The organism is Sediminibacterium sp. KACHI17 (assembly GCF_040362915.1).
Classification (GTDB): domain Bacteria; phylum Bacteroidota; class Bacteroidia; order Chitinophagales; family Chitinophagaceae; genus Sediminibacterium.
This window is the reverse complement of sequence record NZ_AP029612.1, coordinates 417,336-441,925: the sequence shown is the minus strand read 5'-3', so window position 1 is coordinate 441,925 and position 24,590 is coordinate 417,336. Positions and strand designations below refer to the sequence as shown.

The 24,590-nt window shown below is 41.3% G+C and carries 20 protein-coding genes and 1 tRNA gene; 2 read left to right on the top strand and 19 right to left on the bottom strand.

What is annotated here, in order from left to right; genetic code table 11:
• Nucleotides 1-79: 79 nt before the first annotated feature.
• The 15 genes from ABXG83_RS01825 to ABXG83_RS01755 form a co-directional block, all read right to left on the bottom strand.
• The gene (locus ABXG83_RS01825) at nucleotides 80-2,188 is read right to left on the bottom strand and encodes a molybdopterin cofactor-binding domain-containing protein (RefSeq protein ID WP_353549792.1); all 2,109 of its coding nucleotides are present in this window, start codon (nucleotides 2,186-2,188) and stop codon (nucleotides 80-82) included.
• On the bottom strand, nucleotides 2,185-2,649 hold the full coding sequence (locus ABXG83_RS01820) for a (2Fe-2S)-binding protein (protein WP_353549791.1): 465 nt from the start codon (nucleotides 2,647-2,649) through the stop codon (nucleotides 2,185-2,187). The genes ABXG83_RS01825 and ABXG83_RS01820 overlap by 4 nt, the downstream gene beginning before the upstream one ends.
• Before the next feature lie 124 nt (nucleotides 2,650-2,773).
• Complete coding sequence (gene moaCB / locus ABXG83_RS01815; RefSeq protein ID WP_353549790.1) at nucleotides 2,774-3,685, bottom strand: bifunctional molybdenum cofactor biosynthesis protein MoaC/MoaB; 912 nt, start codon at nucleotides 3,683-3,685, stop codon at nucleotides 2,774-2,776.
• 2 nt (nucleotides 3,686-3,687) lie between these two features.
• Nucleotides 3,688-4,131 (bottom strand): molybdenum cofactor biosynthesis protein MoaE, encoded by a 444-nt coding sequence (locus ABXG83_RS01810; RefSeq protein ID WP_353549789.1) that lies wholly within the window; start codon nucleotides 4,129-4,131, stop codon nucleotides 3,688-3,690.
• Between the two features lies 1 nt (nucleotide 4,132).
• On the bottom strand, nucleotides 4,133-5,257 hold the full coding sequence (locus tag ABXG83_RS01805; protein ID WP_353549788.1) for a HesA/MoeB/ThiF family protein: 1,125 nt from the start codon (nucleotides 5,255-5,257) through the stop codon (nucleotides 4,133-4,135).
• A gap of 1 nt (nucleotide 5,258) precedes the next feature.
• Nucleotides 5,259-5,492, bottom strand: coding sequence for a MoaD/ThiS family protein (locus ABXG83_RS01800; protein WP_353549787.1), 234 nt, complete (start codon nucleotides 5,490-5,492; stop codon nucleotides 5,259-5,261).
• 14 nt (nucleotides 5,493-5,506) lie between these two features.
• A complete protein-coding gene (locus ABXG83_RS01795) occupies nucleotides 5,507-6,019 on the bottom strand; it encodes a molybdopterin-binding protein (protein WP_353549786.1) in 513 nt (170 codons plus the stop codon).
• An 8-nt stretch (nucleotides 6,020-6,027) separates the two neighbouring features.
• Nucleotides 6,028-6,765 carry a sulfite exporter TauE/SafE family protein gene (locus ABXG83_RS01790; RefSeq protein WP_353549785.1) on the bottom strand — a complete coding sequence of 246 codons (738 nt, stop codon included), beginning with the start codon at nucleotides 6,763-6,765 and terminating at the stop codon, nucleotides 6,028-6,030.
• A 10-nt stretch (nucleotides 6,766-6,775) separates the two neighbouring features.
• Nucleotides 6,776-7,960 (bottom strand): gephyrin-like molybdotransferase Glp, encoded by a 1,185-nt coding sequence (gene glp / locus ABXG83_RS01785; RefSeq protein ID WP_353549784.1) that lies wholly within the window; start codon nucleotides 7,958-7,960, stop codon nucleotides 6,776-6,778.
• 25 nt (nucleotides 7,961-7,985) lie between these two features.
• Entirely contained in the window at nucleotides 7,986-8,966 is a 981-nt protein-coding gene (moaA, locus tag ABXG83_RS01780; protein WP_353549783.1) for a GTP 3',8-cyclase MoaA, read from the bottom strand.
• A gap of 3 nt (nucleotides 8,967-8,969) precedes the next feature.
• The gene (locus ABXG83_RS01775; protein WP_353549782.1) at nucleotides 8,970-9,554 is read right to left on the bottom strand and encodes a nucleotidyltransferase family protein; all 585 of its coding nucleotides are present in this window, start codon (nucleotides 9,552-9,554) and stop codon (nucleotides 8,970-8,972) included.
• 8 nt (nucleotides 9,555-9,562) lie between these two features.
• Entirely contained in the window at nucleotides 9,563-10,726 is a 1,164-nt protein-coding gene (locus ABXG83_RS01770) for an XdhC family protein (RefSeq protein ID WP_353549781.1), read from the bottom strand.
• 32 nt (nucleotides 10,727-10,758) lie between these two features.
• Nucleotides 10,759-11,166: a cytochrome c gene (locus ABXG83_RS01765; protein WP_353549780.1), complete on the bottom strand. Its 408-nt coding sequence runs from the start codon at nucleotides 11,164-11,166 to the stop codon at nucleotides 10,759-10,761.
• A 27-nt stretch (nucleotides 11,167-11,193) separates the two neighbouring features.
• Nucleotides 11,194-13,350: a molybdopterin cofactor-binding domain-containing protein gene (locus tag ABXG83_RS01760; RefSeq protein ID WP_353549779.1), complete on the bottom strand. Its 2,157-nt coding sequence runs from the start codon at nucleotides 13,348-13,350 to the stop codon at nucleotides 11,194-11,196.
• Nucleotides 13,351-13,384: 34 nt separating this feature from the next.
• Nucleotides 13,385-13,855: a (2Fe-2S)-binding protein gene (locus ABXG83_RS01755; RefSeq protein ID WP_353549778.1), complete on the bottom strand. Its 471-nt coding sequence runs from the start codon at nucleotides 13,853-13,855 to the stop codon at nucleotides 13,385-13,387.
• A 231-nt stretch (nucleotides 13,856-14,086) separates the two neighbouring features.
• On the opposite strand from ABXG83_RS01755, the gene ABXG83_RS01750 reads away from it, so the two are divergent.
• The gene (locus ABXG83_RS01750) at nucleotides 14,087-14,653 is read left to right on the top strand and encodes a GrpB family protein (protein WP_353549777.1); all 567 of its coding nucleotides are present in this window, start codon (nucleotides 14,087-14,089) and stop codon (nucleotides 14,651-14,653) included.
• A 77-nt stretch (nucleotides 14,654-14,730) separates the two neighbouring features.
• On the opposite strand, the gene lpdA is transcribed toward ABXG83_RS01750, so the two are convergent.
• The 3 genes from lpdA to ABXG83_RS01735 all read right to left on the bottom strand — a co-directional run bounded on the left by lpdA (nucleotide 14,731) and on the right by ABXG83_RS01735 (nucleotide 17,990).
• Complete coding sequence (gene lpdA, locus ABXG83_RS01745; protein ID WP_353549776.1) at nucleotides 14,731-16,137, bottom strand: dihydrolipoyl dehydrogenase; 1,407 nt, start codon at nucleotides 16,135-16,137, stop codon at nucleotides 14,731-14,733.
• A gap of 195 nt (nucleotides 16,138-16,332) precedes the next feature.
• On the bottom strand, nucleotides 16,333-17,154 hold the full coding sequence (locus ABXG83_RS01740; protein WP_353549775.1) for an SAM-dependent chlorinase/fluorinase: 822 nt from the start codon (nucleotides 17,152-17,154) through the stop codon (nucleotides 16,333-16,335).
• A gap of 29 nt (nucleotides 17,155-17,183) precedes the next feature.
• Nucleotides 17,184-17,990, bottom strand: a complete 807-nt coding sequence (locus ABXG83_RS01735; protein WP_353549774.1) for an SDR family oxidoreductase — start codon at nucleotides 17,988-17,990, stop codon at nucleotides 17,184-17,186.
• 169 nt (nucleotides 17,991-18,159) lie between these two features.
• On the opposite strand from ABXG83_RS01735, the gene ABXG83_RS01730 reads away from it, so the two are divergent.
• A tRNA-Lys gene (locus ABXG83_RS01730) sits at nucleotides 18,160-18,232 on the top strand.
• Nucleotides 18,233-18,412: 180 nt separating this feature from the next.
• On the opposite strand, the gene ABXG83_RS01725 is transcribed toward ABXG83_RS01730, so the two are convergent.
• Nucleotides 18,413-24,496, bottom strand: a complete 6,084-nt coding sequence (locus ABXG83_RS01725; RefSeq protein WP_353549773.1) for a gliding motility-associated C-terminal domain-containing protein — start codon at nucleotides 24,494-24,496, stop codon at nucleotides 18,413-18,415.
• Between the last annotated feature and the right edge of the window lie 94 nt (nucleotides 24,497-24,590).

Here is a 24,590-nt window from a genome sequence, read left to right as displayed (position 1 = left end):
AAAAAAAACTCTGTGGCAAAACCACAGAGTTTTTTATTTCTGACTTTTTATTTTTGATTTACCACCTGCTTCTCTCTCATCAGGCAAACTGAATCTCATCCACAAATGGCATCTTTCTGAATCGCTTTCCGGTTGCAGCAAACAGGGCATTTGCTAATGCAGGTGCTACGGGAGGTAATCCTGGCTCACCCAATCCGGTTGGATTTTCTTCTGATGGCACAAATTGTACTACTACATCTAATGGCGTATTACGCATCCTTACAAAATTGTATGGACCAAAATTGGTTTGTACAGCAGCACCATTATTGAAAGTTAATTTGGTATACACCGCATGCCCCAATCCATCCACTACTGCGCCCTGTACCTGATTTTCGGCACCACTGACATTGACAACTTTACCACAATGTACCGCACAATATACTTTTGTGATACGAGGTTTACCCTTCAGCATTTGTATCTCCACCACTTGTGCAACATAACTGTTGAACGAAAACCAAGTAGAGAATCCTCTGTAAGTATTAGCAGGCGTTATACCCCAGTTACACATTTTAGCAACCAGTTCTATCACACTGATAAATTTATCAGGATCATACGCCAGTTTACCAACCGGTTGTTCTTTGGCTTTCTTCAACAATTCCAATCGAAATGCTACCGGATCTTTTTTCAGTTCTGTAGCTACTTCATCCATAAAACATTCATTGGCAAATGCCTGAACATTGTGCGTCGGTGCACGCCATGGACCTGTAGGAATATTTGTTGGTAAACTATGACTTTCGATCTTCAAATTTTTCACGGCACCGGCAGGATATGTATCCGGACTTCTGCCATTGCTCAGAGATGCGAATGATTGATGCCATGCTTCCAGATTACCATCTTTGATAGCAGCTTTAAAACGAAACATGCCACTTGGACGATAAAAATCATTCTGCATATCATCCTCACGTGTCCATTGTACTTGAACCGGACATTGCGCCGCCTGAGAGATCAATGCAGCTTCAACACCATTATCCGGACGCAGCTTTCTTCCGAAACCTCCGCCTTGTCTGGGTAAGCCTAATGACACATTTGCAACGGGGATATTCAATTCTTTGGCTACAGTGGTAACCAGGTTTTGTGGTACTTGTGTTGGGCCATACAATTCTGCTTTCCCGTCTCTTACATCTGCATAGAAATTCAACGGCTCCATTTGTGCGTGTGATAATACTGGTACTTCATACATCACATCCAACACTTTTGTAGCAGATGTCATAGCTGCTTCAACATCCCCATCATTTCGATTGGGTGTTGCCGCTGACTTGCTCAAAAGTTCGCGGAATGCTTTATCATGATCTGTTGTGCTTTCTAATTTGGAAGCATCTTCCCAAGTGATCTTTAAAGCTGTTCTCCCCTTCATGGCAGCCCATGTTGAAGTTGCTAAAACAGCGACACTATTTTTCACTTGAACAACTTTCTTGACACCATTTACTTTCAATGCAGCACTATCATCAAAGGATTGCAATTTCTTTCCGTGAGCCGGTGGTCTTGCCACCACTGCGAATAACATTCCTTCACGTCTTGTATCAATACCAAATAATGGTTTACCGGTAACGATCGCTTTTGCATCAACATCTTTGATCCTTGTTCCAATGATCTTGAAATCTTTTGGATCTTTTAAAGGAACATTGCTTGGTACCGGCATTCCTGCAGCTTTGGTAGCAAGCCCTCCATAAGAAAGTTTTTTACCGGTTGCTTTATGGATCACAAAACCATTTTCTGCAGAACAATCTGCTACTGCAACACCCCATGTATCTGCTGCTGCAGCAACCAACATCGCTTTTGCGGTAGCACCTGCTTGCCTGAGTGGCATGTATCTGCTTCTGATAGCACCACTGCCTCCTGTGGTTTGACTACCATACTTGGCATCTAATGGTGCGATCTCTACTTCAATTGTTTGCCAATCCACATTCATCTCTTCCGCGATCAACATGACCAATGATGTTTTCACACCCTGGCCAATTTCAGGATTGGGAGACATCAATGTGATCTTTCCGTCGGGAGAGATTTTGATATAGGCATTGGGAGAAAACGGAGTAGCCTCTGCATCTGCAGTCTCTGAATTACTCAAAGCAGAAAAACCAACCAGCATACCACCACCGGCGATCATGCTGACCCTTAAAAAATTTCTTCTGGATACTGATGGAATACTCATGACTTACCTCCTTTTGATGCAGCCAGGTGAATGGCTTTACGTATACGAACATTGGTACCACATCGACAGATATTGGTGATCGTTGTATCGATCTCTTCGTCTGATGGATGGGGATTTTTTTTCAGCAATGCTGCAGCGGCCATGATTTGTCCAGCCTGGCAATATCCACATTGCGCTACATCCATTTCGATCCAAGCTTTTTGTAAAGGATGATCTCCATTTTCACTCAATCCCTCAATGGTCACCACTTTACCTGGACCAACGGCAGAAATGGGTAACTGACAAGAACGAACAGGACTGCCATTGTAATGAATGGTACAGGCTCCACATTGTGCAACCCCACATCCATACTTGGTTCCAACCAGATTCAAATGATCTCGCAGCACCCATAAGAGCGGGGTATCTGCATCGACTTCAACAGACAATTGTTTGTTGTTGACGGAGAGCGTATACTTTGGCATTTCAAAAAATTTATTGCTTAAAACAATTGGTAAGCTAAGTATTATCTTAGAAATCCCGAAAAACAGGGAATTAAAATCGGTCAATCGCTTTTGTCAGCAACTGATTTTAATCTCGTATGAAAAATCAGGTATGGCGACTACCATCCACCACTTTGAATACATGTAAAATTTGTGGAAACAATGCATCCATTGTTTCGGCTACTCCTTTAACAGAACCGGGTAACGTGATCACAAGGCTGTCTTTCACAAACCCTGCCACGCCTCTTGATAACATTGCAAAAGGTGTTCGTTGCTGACCGTACTGCCTGGCCGTTTCCATGATTCCGGGAATAGGGCGATCAATCAAAGGTTCAATAGCTTCAGGTGTAACATCTCTGGGTGACAAACCAGTTCCTCCACTAAATAAGATCAACTGATATCTTTCGTCTGATAAGTCTTTGACCATTTGTTGTATACGATCATACTCATCCGGAATGATTTCATAGCGTGAAACATGAATACCCCATGACGCTAACTTCTGGATTGCTGTTTTTCCGGAAACATCTTCTTGCTTTCCTGCCGAAACAGTATCAGAACAAACAATAACAGCCGTGCGAATAGACGAACCATCAACAATAGATTTATCTGATTTGCCTCCTGTTTTTTGTTGAAGGCGAATATTGGATATCTCTACTCCTTTATCCAATGGTTTTAACATATCATACATGGTCAGCGCCGTTACGGATGCACCATGCATAGCCTCTACTTCTACCCCGGTTTTATAAATGGTATGCACTTCTACAGAGATCAGAATACTCATACCATTGACTTCATGACGAATCGCTGCAAACTCTATGGGAAGCGGATGACAATCCGGAATAACATCACTGGTTTTTTTAATTGCCAATAAACCTGCTGCACGTGAGAATTCAAATACATCTCCCTTGGGTACCTTTTTTTGAAGGATCGCATCAATGGTCTCTTGCTTTGATACTGTTACAGTAGCAGTTGCAATGGCTTGTCGCAGTGTATTTGATTTTGATGTGATATCTACCATAATTATTGATTCACTTTCCATTGATGTGTTTCATCTTCCAGTATTTCCGCGCCCCAAACCGGTAGCTCAGCTTTGATTCTTTCTACCAATACTGAACAGGCTTCTGTTGCTGCCTTTCGGTGAGCTGACGAAGTAAATACAAATAAACAGATCTCTCCCGCTAACACTTTGCCTAAGCTGTGATATACATGCATACAGGTAAGCGGGTATTCTGCAAAAACGGCTTCCCGGATCTCATGCATCTTTTGCAAAGCCATTTCTTCATACGCAGTATATTCGATCGCAACAACTTTCTTTCCGTTTATTTCATCTGCTCGTACTTGGCCCATAAAAATGCTATGCCCACCGATCTCCTTTTTGGTGCTATGCTTCTGAATACTATCCGCGATGAATCCGCTACTGATAGCACCCTGAACGAAAATATTTTTAGGTGTACGTTCTTTCATACTATTTCTTTTGAACAAATGTGATCCATGAGAGGATCCCACCCTGTAAACTATATACTTTTTTGGCATCCCCCCATAAAGTAGTCAACTCTTGTGCCGCCTGAAGGCTTCGTTTACCGGACTGACAAAATACAACAACTGTATCACTTTTAAGTTGCCCGATTGCGTCTTTCATAGTGGCAAGAGGAATGCGTAAATGACTAAATTCCTGCACGATGGGTAGTTCATGTAACTCTCGCACATCAACAATGTCAATATTACCCTGCCTTGTTAACTGATCAAATTCGGCTGCATCAATTTCCAAAGACTGTTTTGGAGATGAACAAAGCCATACATAATCCATTGCTTTGAAAGCTTTTTGATTCGCAGGTATCCATGAAGCTGTTTGCTCTTGTTTCGATATTTTGACTGTGAATGCTTGATGATCATTAAACTGATAAGTCAATAGCCGATTGACCAATAGCTCTCCAATACCTGTGATGAGTTTGATCACTTCAGCGGCCTGCATTGTACCGATGATACCAGGCAATACACCTAATACGCCTGCATCCGCACAATTTAAAACAGAACCGTCTTTTGGAGGTTCCGGGAAGATATCTCTGTAATTGGCAGAACGCTCCCCGCTTGATAAGAGATGATTAAATACAGCTACCTGACCTTCATATCGAGACACAGCTCCATACACCAATGTCTTTTGCAACAACACACAAGCATCATTGATCATGTACCTTGTAGCAAAATTATCGGTGCCATCCACGATGATATCAAAACGATCCATGATATCAAACGCATTTTGATTGGTCAAAGTAGTGGGAATAGATTCAATAGATATTTCCGGATTCAATTGACGTAATCGCGTTACAGCCACATCCGCTTTGTTCAAACCAATATCATCGACAGTAAATAGAATTTGTCGATGCAGATTACTCAATGATACCTGATCTCCATCTACAACCCCAATACAACCCACCCCTGCACCGGTAAGATATTGCAAAATTGGGCATCCAAGTCCACCTGCACCAATCACCAATACCCTTGATTCCTGCAAAAGTTTTTGCGCTCTTGTCCCAAAATCGGGTAAGATCATTTGTCTGTGATAGCGTTCATATGATGATCCTTTGTTCATATTATCCTCCGGAAAAAGGTGGCATAAATGCTACAACACTATTTTCTTCCAATTTTCGGTTGTGTGAAATAACTTCCTGATTGATCGCAATCACATATTTTGATTGTTTCAATAAAGGATATTGCTGATGAAGCATTGTTATCAAAGACTGAATATCCGTATGCCCTTCCAGCTCCAACTGCTTGGCTCCTATTATTTCAATCAATTGCCCAAAAAATAACACACTCGTTTTCATCTTTATGTATTTGATTACTCAACCCTACCAACAATGATTTTCGATAGTCCATGTACATATCTTCTACCGGTAGCGATGTCTACAGGAGATATGATGGCAATTCGTTGCGAAGCAGCGGACGCATTAATTCCATCTGCTTCTGTTATTACAATGAGTTGTTTTCCAACAGGACCATTGAATATTTCATTCCAGGAAAAAACAACTTTATATCCATCGGATGCGATACAAGTAAAATAATATTCACTCAAGGGCTTGGGATCATTGATGTCAAAAGATGATTTAGCTAGAATATCTTTCAATAAAACACCTTTTACATTTTTCAATACTGATTTTTTTACAACCAAATGGTTATACACAACCACACTATCCAATGAAATACTAGGATAAGCAACTGCATCATTCAAGGTGAATTTCAGTTTTGTCTTGACTTTGCCCTCAACTACAAAATAATCAGTAGGCTTAGCTTGATGCTGAGCCACTAAAAATTTTCCACTAAACAAGAGCATAAAGAGAATAGAATATTTCATACCTAAATTTAAGCTGCTGTAAATAATAATTTATACGATGCCACTGCTAATACGACCGCTAATATTTTCTGCATCATCGATTGTTTAAATTTCATCGCTCCGAAATAAGCGCCACCTAATCCACCTGCGAATGCAACGGCAACATATCCATACATATCAGCACTGAACTGAATACCATTGGTGAGTTGTCCCATCAATCCGGACGCGGAATTCACAAAAATAAATAAGGCGCTGATTGCTGCTGTTTGTTTTTGATCGGTCCATTTAAACAATAACAATAATGGAGAAAGAATAATCCCGCCTCCGATTCCGATCATACCGGATAAAAGTCCGATCACACCCCCCATAATGAGCGCTCCGCCAAAATGAAAAGGTCTTAACTCAACAGATGCAGATTTTGATGGAAGTAAAAATTTGATCACAGAAAAAAGCAACAGCACCCCCAGTATTTTTTTATATATCAATGCATCAATGGTTATCAATCCACCCAAGAATGCCATAGGAACGGAAGCCAATGCTAGCGGGAAAAAAACTTTCCATACAAAATGTTTACCCCGATAGAATTGCAGAAAAGCAGTCAATGAAACGAAAAGATTCAACAATAAAGCCGTTGGTTTCATGACTTCAGGTGTTACACTGAATAAAACCATCAATGCGAGGTATCCACTGGCGCCTCCATGTCCAACAGAAGCATAGAGAAATGCAACTATGAATAACAGTATAAAAAAAATATATCCTATATCCATTCAATCGATTTTAATTAGACAACAAATGAATTGTAACCAGATCACCTTCATTCAATTTTGTCACTTGCTCATCTATTTCAATCAAACAGTTGGCTTCCGCGAATGAACGCATACGATAGGATTCCTGTGCACCCAATGGGGTTGCATTGTTTCCATCATACCAGCCCTTTAAAAAATGGGTGAGCTGTGTGTTTTTCTGATACGTTTGGGCTATTGGTACTTGTTGTTTTTTCAAAACATGAGGCTTCCCTTTCAATCCGTGAATCACTGGTAAAACATACATATAAAAACAAGTAAGTACCGAAGAAGGATTTCCGGGCAACCCGAAAATCAGTTGATGCTCCTTCGTTCCAAAGAATAAAGGCTTACCGGGTCTTTGCTTGAGTTTATGAAATCTTGTTGTGATACCACAGTGTTGTGCAGATTGCAGTACAAAATCATAATCCCCTACACTTACCCCTCCTGTTAATAATACCAAATCACTTTGTTGTAATGCATCTGATAAAGCTTCATTGAGACGCTCGATCACATCCGGCACTTGAATGATCCGAATTTGATCAACTCCGCATTGACGCAAAGCCGCTGATAGAGAAAAGGAGTTGGCATCGTATACTTGTCCATATTTCAATGAATGTCCGGGTTTTTGCAATTCATTGCCGGTAATGATGATACTAACCGATGGTGATGGGTATACCATCACTTCCGTAATTCCGATACCTGCTAAAAAACCTATGGCTGCGGGTGTAAGTAATGTGCCAGCAGGCAAAGCCAGTTCTCCGGCTTTTATTTCAGAACCTTTCAATCGCACATTAGCTCCTTGTTGTAATTGCTCATCTGTGATATTCAACTGCCCATTCTCTACTTTTGTTTTTTCCTGCATCACAACAGTATCCGCACCTTCAGGCACTGCCGCTCCAGTAAAGATGCGCACAGCCGTTTCAGCAATCAATGATTGAGCATTCTGACTACCCGCTGCCATTTCTCCATGCACAGAGAGCGCTGTCAGTCTCTTCCAATCTTCAAAAGAAAATGCATAACCATCCATAGAAGATTGGGGATAGGCAGGGATATCAACCGTTGAAAAAATATCCGCAGCAATGAAAAACCCCAATGCCTCATGTAGCATCATGGGCTTAGCCGGTAAGGCGCTTATGTATTTTTGAATGATGCTCCGGGCTTCTGAAACACTGATCATAAACGTTCTGATATGAATGAATCATTTATCCACCAATAGTGATCATACTTCTATTTTGTATGTTCTCTGCTTGTAAATGCTGATAGTCTTGTGTGAATTGACCTCCCAACTGCGCCGCTTTTGCAGCTATGGATTGATGGATCAAAGGCAATACTTCTTCCCCATTTCTCAAAGCTGTCAAAAGATCTACTTCATCTTTTGAAAACAAACAATTTTTCATTTTACCATCTGCTGTCAATCGCATCCGATTACAATCGCCACAGAAATGTGCACTCATCGTACTGATCACCGCGAATGTACCTTGGTGACCCGGAATCATGAACTTTTTGGCTGTATCATGCTTCTCCGCTTGTAAGGGCTCTATTGTGTACTTCTCTGCAATCTTAGACAGTATTTCATCCAAAGTAAACACCTTATTACTTGTCCATCGATTGCCTTCAAAAGGCATGAACTCAATAAAGCGCACATGTACGGGCTGGTATTTTGTCCATTCAATAAAATCATGGATCTCATCATCATTCATTCCACGCAGTACCACCATGTTGACTTTTGTATGAAAGCCTTGATCGATCATCAACTGAATATTCTTCTGAACAATCTCAAATTGATCTCGTTTAGTAAGTAATTGGAATTTATCAGATTGTAGTGTATCCAGACTGATATTCACCGACCGAACATTACTTTCTTTTAACAACGTTGCGAATTCGTGTAATCGGGTACCATTTGTTGTAAGGGTCAGTGTTACCGGCAATTTCGCGAGTCTTGTAATGATCTCTTTTGCATCTTTTCTCACCAATGGTTCTCCACCTGTAAGCCTGATCTTATTAACACCTTGTGATACGAATATTTTTGCCAGTTGTTCTATTTCATCTGCCTGCATCAACTGAGCTGCAGAAGCAAAATCATATTCATCTTCCGGCATGCAATAAAAGCAGCGGAGATTGCAGTTATCAGTCAATGATATCCTTAAATAATTATGTACTCTTTGATGGCTGTCTACGATCATTTTTTATGATTTAATCAATCGCTCATAGTCTTCTTCTGTATCTACATCTATGTTTCCAAGTGGAAAGTTAATCAATCCAACCTGTTGGGGCTGTTGATTTATTAGTTGTCTTGCCCCTTTATCTCCGTTTAAGCCCAGCAAGGAATCAAACATGATTTTGTGAAACAAAACAGGTGTTCCGATGGTTTCCCCATATTGACAAGCAATGATGGGAAGTGCCGTCTCCAGCTGTTTTTCAATCATTTGCCGGAGCAAATCACTCGTGATAAATGGCTGATCACAAACTGTAATGATGACTTTTTCAATATCAGGATATCGATCTTTCAAATACTCAATACCAGTCTGTATAGAAGTGGCCATCCCAAGTTGTGCATTCAGGTTTTTGATAACCTCTACTTTTTCCGGAACATCAAAATAATCTTCTTTTTTTATCACAAGCAGTACAGGTCCCGACCCTAATTCAAGCGCTGTTGCAACGATCTTTTGTAGTAATGTTTGTCCATTAAAGATCAGTGCCTGCTTAGGCCTACCCAACCTTGCAGAAGCTCCCGCAGCCAAGATCAATACCGCTGTTGATGGATTTGCCATGGCTGGTTTTAAATAACAGTTGAGGAAGAAGATTCAATGATAAGATCAGCTCTACGATGGATCGCGTCTTGCTTCTCTTTTAATGAACGCGTATCGGATGCTGTTATTTTTGCTTGTATCTCTGCAATGATAGATACAGCTATCTCTTCGGCTGTTTCTGCTCCGATATGTAAACCGACAGGACCATGGATGGCATCTTTTTGTGCATCTGTTAATTGGATACCATTCGCTGCCAGGTCATCCATCATCATTTTCATTTTTTTTTGGGGCCCAAGTACACCGATATAGGTCAAGGGATGTTGTAACAACACTTTTAAAACCGACAGGTCATAATTATAATTGTGAGACATCAATACAAAAACAGTTCGGGGATCGATTTGTACACGATCCAATATTTGTTCTGCTTTGCTATGATAGACCTGACAAGTGGGCATTGGAAAACGCTCTCGGCTTGCATACATAGGTCTGCCGTCTAACACCACTGATTGCCAGCCTAACATCTCAGCCATTTTCACAACCGGAATCACGTCATTACCCGCGCCTATTACAACCAAAGAAACAGGAGGTTGTATCAGTTCTGTGAATACAATACACTCTTGCTCATCGATTTGATATTTTTTGAAGGAAGATCTGCGTTGTTGTATCACTTGCTTTGCTTCTTCATCGATCATTTCTTTCGATAATAATGGAAGCATTCCAAAGCTTTCATTTTTTTCGGAGAGCAAGTAGACAGAACCATATTGAGGGGCTTTCTTATCATTCATGGAGAAGAAAGTTACCAAGGAAGCATATTGTCTGGAAGCGGTTGCTTGTTGTAAGAGTTCGATGATAGCAGTACCGCGCTCACCTTGTAATGGTTCTATCAATACCTGGATCACACCCTGACATCCCAGCCCCATACCGAATTTAGCATCATCTTCGTCAGCAGTGTCATAAGTTACGAGCATGGCTTTGTCAGACAGAATCACATGCAGTGCTTTGCGAAAAGCATCTCCTTCCAGACATCCACCACTGATTGATCCGGTGATCGCTGCATCTTCTGTGATCAGCATACGAGCGCCCGGTCTTCTGTAAGATGAGCCTTCCACATGCACAACTGTTGCCAAAGCAGTTTTTTTTCCTGCAGCAGCAGCTTGTTGATATGCTTGTATGATTGCAATGATTTCGTGCATGTCCCTACTCCCTCAAAAACGACACTGCCAGATTATTTGCGTTGTGCTTTTACTATAGCGGGCGTAATAGTACCCGGTATTTTATGACCCCAACTGTTTTTTACAAAATTCAATACATCAGCGATCTGTTCATCACTGAGGTATTCCTGAGCCGGCATAGCTCCTACATATTTTTTTCCATTGACCGTTAGACTTCCGGTAGATCCTTTCAATATCACGTTGATCAGATCTTTAGCAGGTCTTTTCATATAATCTGCTTTAGCCAATGGTGGATTTACTTCAGGCATTCCATTTCCATCTTCCATGTGACAATTCTGACAGTAAAGTGTATAAACTTCTTTACCTCTCGTAATACTTTTTTGTACATCACTCTGAATAAAACTACTCGTACCAATAACGACTGCTACAATAGCAGTGGTAATCCATAACTTTTTCCTCATACCTGCAAATTATCAAAATAATACGGATCAAACTTTACTTAAGTCAAATGGTAATTTCCTGATACGCTTTCCTGTAAGATCATAAATCGCATTGGTCAAAGCAGGAGTAAATGGCGGAAGTCCTGGTTCTCCTACTCCACCTGCATCTTCATTATTATCCATGATATGTACTTCTATCGCAGGGATCTCATTGATCCTTGGCATACGATAAGTATTAAAATTTTTCTCAACGGTTAAACCATCTTTGAAATGTATTTCATGGATCGTAGCTGCACCCAATGCCATAATGATGGAACCTTCTACCTGTGCCCGAACTGTATCGGGATTCACATACCATCCGCAATCAATCACAGCCCAAACTTTATCGATCTTGATCTTTCCGGTTGCATCTTTAGATACTTTCACCACCTGTGCAACACTACTATTGAAACATTCAGTAATGGCTACGCCATAACCTTGTTTAGGTTTTTTGGTTTTCCATCCAGAGACCTGTTCTACTTTATCCAATAATTTTTGACAACGCTCATTTTTCAAATACTGTTTTCTGAATGCCAATGGATCTTTTCCAGCTGCCACCGCTAGCTCATCCATAAAACTCTCATATGCAAAACCATTGGTAGAAGCATACACTGAACGCCACCACATAATTGGAATCGGTGTTTCAAATGGTATATCTGAGAAACTGATGTTTTTAATGCTATCAAAATAACTTGGCTGAAAGCCTTCCAGCACACTGTCATTGGGAACATCTTTTTTGCTTCCCATCCAATGACCGATATTTTGTCCGCATAATCTGAATTTGATCGCACTGATCTCTCCATTATTGACAGCACCTTCAGCCCTATAACTTACTCCCGGACGGAATGGTCCTTGCGTCATATCATCTTCACGTGTCCAGATCACTTGTACAGGCGCTCCTATTTCTTTAGAGATCAAACATGCTTCATGTGTATAATCTAGAAATGCTTTACGACCAAATCCGCCACCAAGGAATGTCATATTCACCACGACATTTTCTTTTTTGACACCCATTTTTTCACTGATATCACCTTGCACCCAATCCGGAGCCTGAATAGGTCCCCAGATCTCGATCGCATCTCCCTTGTGATGTGCCACACAATTCAAAGGCTCCATACAAGCGTGTGCTTCATATGGTGTTTCATAGATCACATCTAATTTATTTTTCTGTTGTGCCAAAACAGGATCGGGATTACCTTGTTTTTTCGCAGACAGCCCTTCTTTGGATTGAAGTTCTGCTTTCATTTTTTTATAGATCTCTTCTGTGTTCACATACTCAAATCCTGAATCGTCCCATACTACTTTCAAAGCTTTTCTTCCTTGCATGGCTGCCCAGGTAGACTCTGCAACTACTGCCACCCCTTCGCGATCGGTATTGAATACTTTCATCGTGACCTTAAATACTTTTTTTACTCCTGGCACTTTTAAGGCAGCCGTGTCATCAAAAGATTTCACTTTACCTCTTAAGCGTGGATTTCTCTCTACCATCGCATATAGCATGCCTGGCAATGTTTTATCAATCCCGAAAACAGCTGTACCATTGGTTTTCAAAGGGGTATCCTGGCGTGGAAGTGGCTTACGAATGAGTGTATAGTCTTCCACTTTTTTAAGCTGTACATTTTTGGGTGCTTCCAATTTTGATGCATCCACTACCAACTCACCATAATGCATTTTCTTTCCTGACGGACGATGTACAACATGACCTCCTTGCGCAAAACATTCGGTAACCGGCACACCCCATTTAGCAGCAGCCGCTGTTATCAACATTTGACGTGCACTGGCACTGAGCTTCAACAAATTCTTGTATGTACCACGAACGGTTGAACTTCCGCCTGTGACCTGACTGCCGTATTTAACAGTATCTCCTTTACCGAAGATGATATTGACTTCATCCAAATTCACTTCTAATTCTTCTGCAATCATTTGAGGGATCGCCTGATAAGCACCTTGTCCCATTTCTGCACGATGGCTCACGATCGTCACTTTACCACTCGTATCTATATGTATCCATGAATTCAGCGAAACACCATAACTCTCGGCATCTTCACCTTTAATAATCGTTGACGCTTTTGATTCACCGGCAAAGTAAAAACCCAGGGTCAGCGCAGTGGCTGATAATCCGGTAGCTCTAATGAATTTTCTTCTTGAAATATCTTTTGGTTCCATAATCGGTCATTGTTGAGGTTGAATAATGTAGGTACTATCCTTTTGTTGCCATTTTCTTTGAAGCTTTTTTGATCGCTTCGCGTATTCTTGGATAAGTCCCGCATCGACAAATATGTCCTTGCATGGCAGCATCGATATCAGCATCTGTTGGAGAAGCTTTCTTTTGTAACAAAGCAACTGCCGCCATGATCTGTCCTGATTGACAATAACCGCACTGAGGCACCTGCTCTTCGATCCATGCAGCTTGAACCGGATGACTGTTATCATCTGAAAGACCTTCGATCGTAGTAATGGATTTATTGGCGACACCTATCACAGGAATGGAACAAGAACGTATGGGTTGCCCATCCATATGTACGGTACAAGCACCACACTGTGCCACCCCACAACCATATTTGGTTCCCTTTAGGCCAACAATATCACGGATGGCCCAAAGTAAGGGCATCTGCGGGTCAGCATCAATCGTGTATTCTTTCTTGTTTACTTTGAATGTAATCTTAGCCATAAAATAATTTTAATCGTTGATCATGGGTAGATTCCGGCAATCCACCTGAAAATCCCTTTAAATTAAAGCTTTTATTTGAAACTTTATACTCTTGTAAGCGATGATCAAAAATGAATGTTCCCAGCTGAATACATTTCCCATTCAACATGAAAATGGAGCATTCATCATTTTTAAGAAAATAAGATTTGTACAAAAAGAAATTTTGTAGCTGTTTCAGCAGATCCATATTGTATGCAAATCGATATCATCCCACACCAGTCCATTTGGCTAGACAATTTTGAGCGGTTAAAAGAGCAATTGCAAGATATCTTGTCTGTTGCTTCTGATAAGATCCTGCATGTAGGCAGTACATCGATACCCCGTCTTTGGGCCAAACCGATTTTGGATATCGATATTGTTATTGAGGATAGATCATTATTAACCGCATTGATCGCGAAGCTGGAAAAAGCAGGATATGAATACAGAGGAGACCAAGGAGTACCGGGAAGATTTGCATTCAGACAAAGATCAACACAGGTTCCTCTCACACAAGCAAAAAAGATCTGGCAGGCGCATCATTTGTATGCTTGTTTTGCAGATGCTTTAGCGCTAAAAAATCATATCCTGTTCAAAGAAGCACTGTTGAACAATCCAATACTGATCGATCAATACAATCAATTGAAGCGATCGTTGGTGGATGAGGCTAATATCACAAGGGAAGAGTACACCAAAAGAAAAACAACCTTTATTTTGAGCGTTTTATCTCAATCGGGATTGACCCAAGAAGAATTGAAGGAAATAGAAGCGGCTAACCGATAAAAAAATGCCGGATCAATATCCGGCATCTTTTCAAACATATTAAATCAGACATCTGCCATCAGATATCCTACATTTTCTTAAATATCTATTGCTTCGCCATAAGCTGCTGCAGTAGCTTCTTTCAAACCTTCACTCATGGTTGGGTGCGGGTGTACTGCATTCAGAATTTCGTGTGCAGTGGTTTCCAGCTTACGCGCTACTACTGCTTCAGCGATCATTTCAGTTACATTGTAACCGATCATATGACAACCTAAGAATTCACCATACTTTGCATCATAGATCACTTTCACAAAACCTTCAGTTGCACCGGCAGCACTAGCTTTACCGCTTGCGACAAATGGGAACTTACCTACTTTGATCTCATATCCTGCTTCTTTAGCAGCTTTCTCGGTATAACCTACGCTTGAAATTTCGGGAATACAGTAGGTACAGCCCGGGATATTATTGTAATCAATGGCTTCAGGTAAATGATGGTGTTTCTTCTCCAGATAAGCCATGTGCTCAGCAGCATTGATTCCTTCTTTAGCAGCAACGTGTGCAAGTGCTTGTCCTGGAGAACAGTCACCAATCGCATAAACACCCGCTAAAGACGTCTGCTGGTATTTGTCAACAATGATCTTTCCTTTTTCTGTTTTGACTCCGTTTTCTTCCAGACCGATATTTTCGATATTGGCGACTACTCCAACCGCACTCAATACTACATCAGCTTCGAGCGTTACAACAGAACCGTCTTGTTTTTTTACTTGCGCTTTCACACCTGCACCTGAAGTATCTACTGATTCAACAGAAGCATTGGTCATGATCTCGATACCTTGCTTTTTATATTGCTTCTCGAGTTCTTTAGAAATATCTTCATCTTCTACCGGAACAATACGAGGCATGAATTCAACGATGGTCACTTTAGTACCCATACTGTTGTACACATAAGCAAATTCAACACCGATCGCACCACTTCCTACAACGATCATGCTTTTCGGCTGTTCAGGCAATACCATGGCTTCACGGTATCCGATCACTTTTTTACCATCTTGTTTCAGGTTTGGCAATTCACGGCTACGACCACCTGTTGCGATCACGATATATTTAGCTTCAACGATCTGTTTGCTGCCATCAGCTGCGGTAACTTCAACTTTTCCTTTAGACTGCACTTTACCATAGCCCATGATGACATCAATCTTATTCTTCTTCATCAGGAACTGTACCCCTTTACTCATTTTGTCAGCTACACCACGACTACGCTTAATGACACCGCCGAAATCATGGGTACCGGTTGCATTGATACCATAGTTAGAAGCATGTTTCAGGTATTCATATACTTGTGCACTTTTCAACAATGCTTTGGTAGGAATACAGCCCCAGTTCAGACAGATACCACCCAGACTTTCTTTTTCAATGATTGCCACTTTAAAACCAAGCTGAGAAGCACGGATAGCAGCTGGATATCCACCCGGACCACTTCCGATAACGATTACGTCGTATGCCATAAGATTTTGATTGATTTAATGTTCCAATGACGATGTCATTGCGGATGCGAAAATACTGTAAAGTAGTGAAAAGTAGAAAGAGAAATGAGGGGTGATTAGTCAGTGTGAATAGTGAATAGTGAGTAGTGAGTCCTTAAGATCAATAAACCTATTGACTACTCACTATTCACTACTCACTATTCACTACTCACTGCCTTACCCCTCAAAGAATACCCTGATGGTCTGATAAAACCAGCTGGTATCAATAGAAGGTGTCTTTTGCAGCTGTTCATTGAAGCCTTGCAGACCGAAAAGTCCGGCCATATTGCCATTACGGAGTGCTATTTCCAGGTATCCTGCTGAATTGAACCATGCCAGCTTTTCTGTTTCCGGAACGGCCGTATAATTGGCACTAATGGTTTCAATGACCTCATTTCTTTTGAAAACGATCTTAAAGTTCCTGCCTTTTCGATGTTCATTGAATTCCGCTTCTGTGATATTGATCACTACATTCTCAAACTGATCAATGAACAAAATCTGTCCTTCGATCCAATCGGGTCCTACAGTTGGTCTTAAAGGGTATTTTTCGTCAATTTGATCAATGGGTTGACCCACACTATTCAGTTGTCCGGTTTTAGAGAAAGTATTGATAGCTACAGCAATAGCACTGGTAATTTGTAATAAATTTTTAGCGGCTCCTAAGGGTATTGCTATGATTTCTTTCGGTTTTTCGCCGGTAATCATGGTCAATAAGCCATTATCGGAACAGATGATGTATTGCTGGCGATGTTTGGCCATCAACACATATTTTAAAGGCGATTCAAATAAGTTAGCGATGATCAGATGAAAAGTGCCGGCCGGAAAATGAGCAAAGGCATTGGCACAGATATAGGCAGCCTGCGGAAAATTTGTTTGAGGCAGGTAATGAGTGATATCACAAATATTGGCAGTAGGATCCAGTTGCAGGAACTGTCCTTTGATAGCACCCACGAGAAAATCTCGCTGGCCTATATCAGTTGTCAACGTTAGTATGGGCATGCCGCATTAGTAACGTCAGGATACGTCTGTTATTTCACTAATTGTCCATTTTTGAAGAAAAACTTTCGGACCAGTTTATCTGCCAGCGAAGGAAAAAAGCGATTCATGAAAACGGTTCGTTTGCCGGTGAATGTAAGTACAATGGTTCTTTTTCTTTTTTCAATGGCCTTGATAATATGTATCGCACATTCTTCGGAACTCATCATTTTACCTTCATCCATAGGTGATTCGCCTTGTGATTGTCCGGCCTTATTCAATGCGGCGTTTCTAATATTCGAAGTTGTAAAGCCCGGACAAACCCATAATACATTGGTGCCGCTTTCCAGCAATTCTGTTCTGAGTGCTTCCATCCAGCCATTGACAGCAAATTTAGAAGCAGAGTACCCGCTTCTGCCCGGCAATCCCCGATAACCTGCGATCGATGAGATCCCTACAATGCTTCCTCTATTTTTTAGAATATGGGGTAAAGCGAACTTGGTACAATAAACAGTGCCCCAGAAATTGATATCCATCACTTTACGCAAAGTATCCAATTCAACTTCTTCAAAAAGAGAACGCATAGAGATACCTGCATTGTTGATAAGAATATCGATGGTACCAAATGATCGGATCGTAACATCTATGAATTGTCTGCAATCCTGCTCTTTACTGACATCAGCCGTATGGATCAATAATGGTGCCCCGGGATGCGCGGATTGAAGCTGATACAGTTTATCATAGTTTCTTCCACAGGTTGCAACTTTGGCACCTAAGGTCAAAAAAGCTTCTACCAATGCTTTACCGATTCCATCAGAACCACCGGTAACAACTACGACTTTGTTGAGGAATTGAGACATATTTGAAATCATTGAGTAACAAAAATACAGTTTCAACTAACTTATAAGGAATTGAATGTGAGTAAATACTCTAAAAAAGAAGCATAAAAATTTGGCTGGTTTTTTATTTCACCTATTTTTGCACTCCCAAAACGAAATACAGCGATGTATTTTCAGTTCTAAGGAAGGAGATTCCGTAGCTCAGTTGGTAGAGCAATACACTTTTAATGTATGGGTCCTGGGTTCGAGTCCCAGCGGGATCACAAAAGAAAAGGTTACGAATGATCGTAGCCTTTTTTTATTTCGATATTGATTCACGCTCTGTTCGGTTGAGCATCCCGATTTCAATCGGGAGTGTCCTGGGTTCGAGTCCCAGCGGGATCACAAAAGAAAAGGTTACGAGTTTCGTAGCCTTTTTTTATTAAAGTCCGATACCGTAATACTTATTTGAGAATGGTTACCGAACCTGAAAATATCCCGGGTATCAATTTGGGCTCAATGATATAATAATAAGTTGCTACCGCTACGGGTTTACCTTCATGCGTTCCATCCCAAGGTTTTTTATACCCTTCTGTAAAAAATACTCTCCTACCATATCGGTCGAACACACTTACTACTGCATCGGGATATTTATCCAGCTCCGGTATTACCCATGTATCATGAATTCCATCTCCATTGGGTGAAAACACATTGGGAATTGGAAAAGGTTTTAAGACCGTAATAAATACTTCATCAGAAGCAATACATCCATTTGTACTTGTGACCCTGAGTGTTAAGTTCTGATCAGCATTCCCTCGAAAAACAGGATTGCGCGTTGTTGCATTATTTAAAAAAGTAGCCGGTGTCCATTGATATGCTTGCACATTTCCAGTTACCTGCGGATTCAGTGTATAGGGTGTATTTTCAAAAATAAAAAGATCTTTTCCTGCATTGACCAATGGAATCGGTGCCACGTTCACTGTGAGTTCATCCGTCACCGCCAAACATGACCCATTACCGGTAGTTGTTGCAAATACTTTGAAACTACTCAAGGATTGATCTCTATTGGAAAGAACATAATTAGTATTGATGCCATTCACCATATCAAACGTACCCGTACCGGATGATGACCACTGAATACCACTTGCATTTCTGAACTGTGCCGTCACAACCATTAAAGAATCATTGGCACATACCACCCTATTATTACCGATATCTACAAACGGAGCATCTGTAATACGGATCAATAAAGATGAGTTAACAACCCTGCAAGATTTATTATTGGTAGATGAAAGTGTTAATGTAACAATACCATTGGCTGTATCCTGTGCACTGGGTATATAAGTGTTTGCGAGACTTGATATACGTGTACCAAATCTTCCACTACCCGAACTTGTCCAAACTCCAGTATTGGTGCCTCCTGACACAACACCATTCAGTTGTACCATAGCATTATTGGCACATACCGTTTGATCATTTCCGGCATTGACCACAGCAGGCTGATCTATTTCTATGCGGGTGAACGCCGTATCACTCACACATCCATTGATGATCACAAATGCCGCATACTGACCTGAATCCCTATAATTAACGGATGCGATCTGCGGATTTTGCTGAACAGAATTAAATCCATTACTACTAAACCACCTGAAGCTCGCATTCACTCCTGCTGTTGCCGTTAGTTGTAATGGATCATTCAAGCAAAGTGGACTGTTGGAGTTGATCTGAGGTTTGACCGGTTCCGGTATCACAGCAACATTCACTGATCGATCATTACTAACACACCCATCAACAGTTACGTTGACAGAATAAATACCTGCTTGATTTAATCGTACAGAATCAATCACCGGTGATGATGATCTGCTATCAAATCCATTCGGACCGGTCCAATGATAAGTTGCGCCCGGAATCAAACTAGCACCCAAATTCAATCGGCTGTTTTGACAGATAGGTGTAGGCACTGTGATGATTGGCGCTGTTGGTGTTGGTTTTACAGTTGTTGTGATACTGCTGTTCACTCCCGTACAACCCGCCACACTCACCGCTACACGATATTCTCCATTATTATTATTACTGATGGAAGAGAGTAATACAGTTCTGGTATTGGCGGTGAATCCATTCGGCCCCGACCAACTGTAAGAACCCGCAGTTACACTATCTGCTATCAATCGAACTGATCTTCCTTCGCATACGGGACCACTGGTTACAATATTCACAGGCCCCGGTAATGGGTTCACAATTGCAGTTGTGCTACTCGCAGGTCCTTTACATCCGTTTACGGAAACAATTGCTGTATAGGTTCCACCATTACGTAGCAACGCATTGTTAATAACAGGATTTTGATTGGATGAAACAAACCCGGACGGGCCAGTCCACGAATAAGTTGCACCGGTGATATTAGCAGCACTCAATTGTAAAGTATTGCCTTCGCATATGGCTCCGTTATTGGTTACCTGTGGTGCAGGAGGAATAGGATTTACTGTTATGCCAACCGTATTATTCGCACTTCGGCATCCATTGACAACAATATTCACAGAATAATTTCCGGTTGCGGAAAGAGGGACATTGGTAATTGCAGGACTCTGGGTATTACTGATAAATCCTCCCGGACCACTCCAGTTATAAGTTGCCCCCGAAACGAATGCAGCATTCAATATCAATGTCTCATTCTCACAAACTGCTGATATAGGATCAATAGCAGGTGCTGCGGGTGTTGGCTTTAATGTGGCATCGATACTATTGGCAACACTGGCACAGCCTGCTACAGATGCAATGACCTGATAAGCTCCAGTAGTTGTGTTGTTCATGTTTGATATGACCGCCACTCTACTATTCGCTACAAACCCATTAGGCCCCGTCCACATATAACTAGCCGATTGTAAATCCTGTGCAATCAATCTTAACTCTTCCGAAATACATACGGGTCCTGTACTGGAAACATCTACTTGAGCAGGTGGCAAATTCACCACTACATTGGTGACAGATGCAATGCTGGTACATCCGTCTACTGAAATCGATAAAGAATAATTACCTGCATTCACAGATTGTGCATTGGTAATCGAGGGCATTTGTTCAGCAGAACTAAATCCGTTAGGACCCGACCACGAATAAGTAGCACCGATCACAATTGGGGTATTCAGAGAGAAGGACTCTCCTATACAAATCGGTGATGAGTTGGAAACAACGGGTGCAGCCGGTTTTGTTTTTATGGTCTGAGTAACAGAACCGGGTAAACTCTGGCAACCATTTTCGATGACCCTTACAGTGTATACTCCTTGTTTATTGATATTGGCATTCGGGATTTCCGGTAATCGAATGTTAGAGACAAAGCCATCGGGACCTGTCCAGCTATAACTAGCTCCTACTCTTTCCGTAGTAGAAAGCCTGATGATTTCTCCTTCGCAAACAGCGGCACTAGAAGCGACCGGTGTAACAGGAATGGGTTTTACAGTAACAGTATAATTGAAAGGAGACCCTGTACATCCATTAGCGGTGGGGATGATTTGATAAACAACATTAACGGGCGTTGTGACAATACTTTGTAAAGTTTCGGTAATGGATGTTGTTCCTGATACACCTGAAACGACCGGATTAGTAATATTGGCAATAGCTGCCCTACTCCATACAAAAGTGCTACCAGTAATATTAGAACTAAAACTATAATTCTGAGCAACACCTGAGCAAATATCTCCCGTAGGAGAACTGTTGACGAAAGGTAGCGGGTTTACTGTTACCAAAACCGGTGATCGAGGGCCTACGCAATTATCAGCAGAAGTAGCCGCTACATAATAGGTTGTAGATGATGTTAAAATACCTGTGGTGAATGTAGGATCAGTTTTCAGTGAACTTCCTCCAGAAAGAGTTGCATACCAATTGTAAATACCTCCTGGAGCTGAAGCAATTAATGTGGCTGTATTTCCTGAACAAATGGTAACATTATTTACTGTTGGTGCAGCAGGTGCTGGATTAATATTTACCACCATAATATCAGTTGCAACTGTACATGGTGAAACGGGATTATTAGAAGTTAATTGTAGCGTTACTGAGGACTGTCCACTAGTGGGTGTAAATGTGGTTGACAATTGATTGGCATTTCCGAATGTACCTGTACCACTGATAATTGACCATGAGCCATTTGTTGCAGAACCTCCTACAGATCCATTTAGCGTTATTGGTTGTGTATCGCAGGTTACTAAATTCACACCTGCATTTGCAGTAGTGTTTTGTCTGATTTCAACAACAGCTGATTTTGTATCCCCTATACATCCTCCTGTACCAGTAATTGTATTTGTAATTGTATAAGTACCAGGTGAACTTGTTGCAAGATCTATTTCTCCTGAATTACTGTTCTTAAAAATCAAACCAGCGGTTGAAGCAAATGTACCTCCACTTGAATTAGCAGTAAAAACAGGTAGCGGATTGGATTGTTGTGCGCAAAAAGGTCCGTTGTAAGAAAAAGATGCATCAGCATTTCCTGTAATGATTCTAATATTTACACTACTTGAATAAACACAGGAACCTCCGGTAGTAAATGTAATGGTATAAAGCCCAACAGCACTTCCTGCTACGTTAATTTGACCAGTTGTAGCATCAATAAAAGAAAGACCAGCTGGTGAAGATGTAAAAGTACCTACGTTACCTCCGGGAATCGTGGGCGTTGGATTAATTCCGCCTGATGTACAGTATGTACCTGCAGAATAAATAAATGCTGGGTTTTGGATTGCAGTGACATTTACAGTAGCAGTAGTTCTTGGACTTGTACATCCAGCTGCAGAGGTAGCAGAAATAAAATAGCTAGTAGTTGTATTCAGTGTGGGCGTATTATAAGAAGACCCAGTTGCTAAAAGATCTCCTCCACTCGCTGCACTATACCACCTATAAGTATCACCTGTTGAACTCACAGATAATGAAGCAGTAGTTCCTCCACAAATAGCGGCACTATTTACAACTGGCGCAGCAGGTGTAGGATTTACTGTCACTGTTACTGCAGTCCTACCGGCACTTTTACAACCATTTACAGTTGTTTCAACATAGTAAATTGTGGTATTTGTTAATACTCCTGTATTAAAGGCTATACCGGTGCCTAGACTTGTTCCTCCCGAAGAGGCTGTCCACCATTCATATGTTCCACCTGGTGCTGTTGCTGTGAGTGTAGTACCATTACCACTGCATATAGATGCCCCTGCAATAGTAGGATTAGACGGTATGCTGTTTACCGTGACATTTACAGCTGTTCTTGGACCAGCACATGTTCCATTCATTGCCTGTACATAATAGGTTGTATTAGTGTTTAATGCTGGTGTAACGAAATTCGAAGATGAAGAAAGTAATGTACCCGATGAGGGTGTATTATACCACTGATAACTGCCAGATGATCCAGTTGCTGTCAGCGATGCTGTACTTCCAGCACAAATACTCACACTTGATGCAGTTGGTGCAGCAGGTATACTGTTTACAGTCACCGTTACCGCTGTTCTAGCACTCGTACAACCATTCACCGTTGTTTGAACATAATAAGTTCTATTGGTCGTAAGTATTGGTGTATTATAAGAAGTACCGGTTGCTAAAAGATTACCACCTGTAGCCGCATCATACCATTGATAGGTGCCGCCCGGTGCCGTTGCTGTTAAAGTTGCAGATGTACCACTACAAATCGTAACACCCAATGCTGTAGGAGCTGCCGGTGTAGGAGCCGCAACTACATTGGCCACTTGTTGCACTGCAGGACAGCCTAGTGTATTATCTGAAACAGACAAAGTATAAGATGCAGGAGTTGAGACTGTAATGGATGATGCAGCAGAACCTGTATTCCATGAATAGGTATAAGGAGGATTACCCCCGCTAACTGAACCCGTCAATGTTACACTTGCTCCGTTACAAATAGCGGGATTAACCGGTGTAACTGACACCAACATAGGAGGAACTGTATACACACGAATCGTATCACTGCGTAGGCCCGGACAGGCACCTGTACCACTCACTTCATAATCTATGTATTGAGGGGCGCCGGTTAATGGCGTTACTGTAACAGATGTAACGCCGGATGTTGCATTTAAATAGCTATTGTAAGCTCCAGATGCTCCAGGGAAAACAGACCTCCAGCTAACAGATGATGCAGATACACCAGACACACTCATGGTGCCTGAACAATTTTGTCGTAAAACCAAATCAGCAGATCCCTTAATGATACTAGAAGCTGATATTGTGTAATTGACACTATTATTTCCCGGTTTACAAAATGATATACAAACTGATGTTAATCCTGTAATACACGCTGGTGTGCCTATAGGAATCAGTGGACCACAATTGATGGAATAAAAACTTGCACCCGTTAATTGATCTGCGCTAAAATTTAATAAGTCAGAACCTGCATTGAGCGTAACATTGAATCGTATACATCTATCGTCTGCTCCACTGGTTCCCACACAAGCTGTTCCCGATCTTGATGCATTTAACGTCCAAGAAGTGTCTTTTGCTGCAGAAAAATTTACCGTGTAAATTGTTGAAGTACCGGTACCACATTGCGACCATACCTTCTGAACTTGCAAAAAAGCAATAGCAACAAAAAAGCAGACCAGTTTATATAAAACTGCACATCCCTGAGTAGAAAAATGAGACGAAACGCGCTTCATTAATATATTG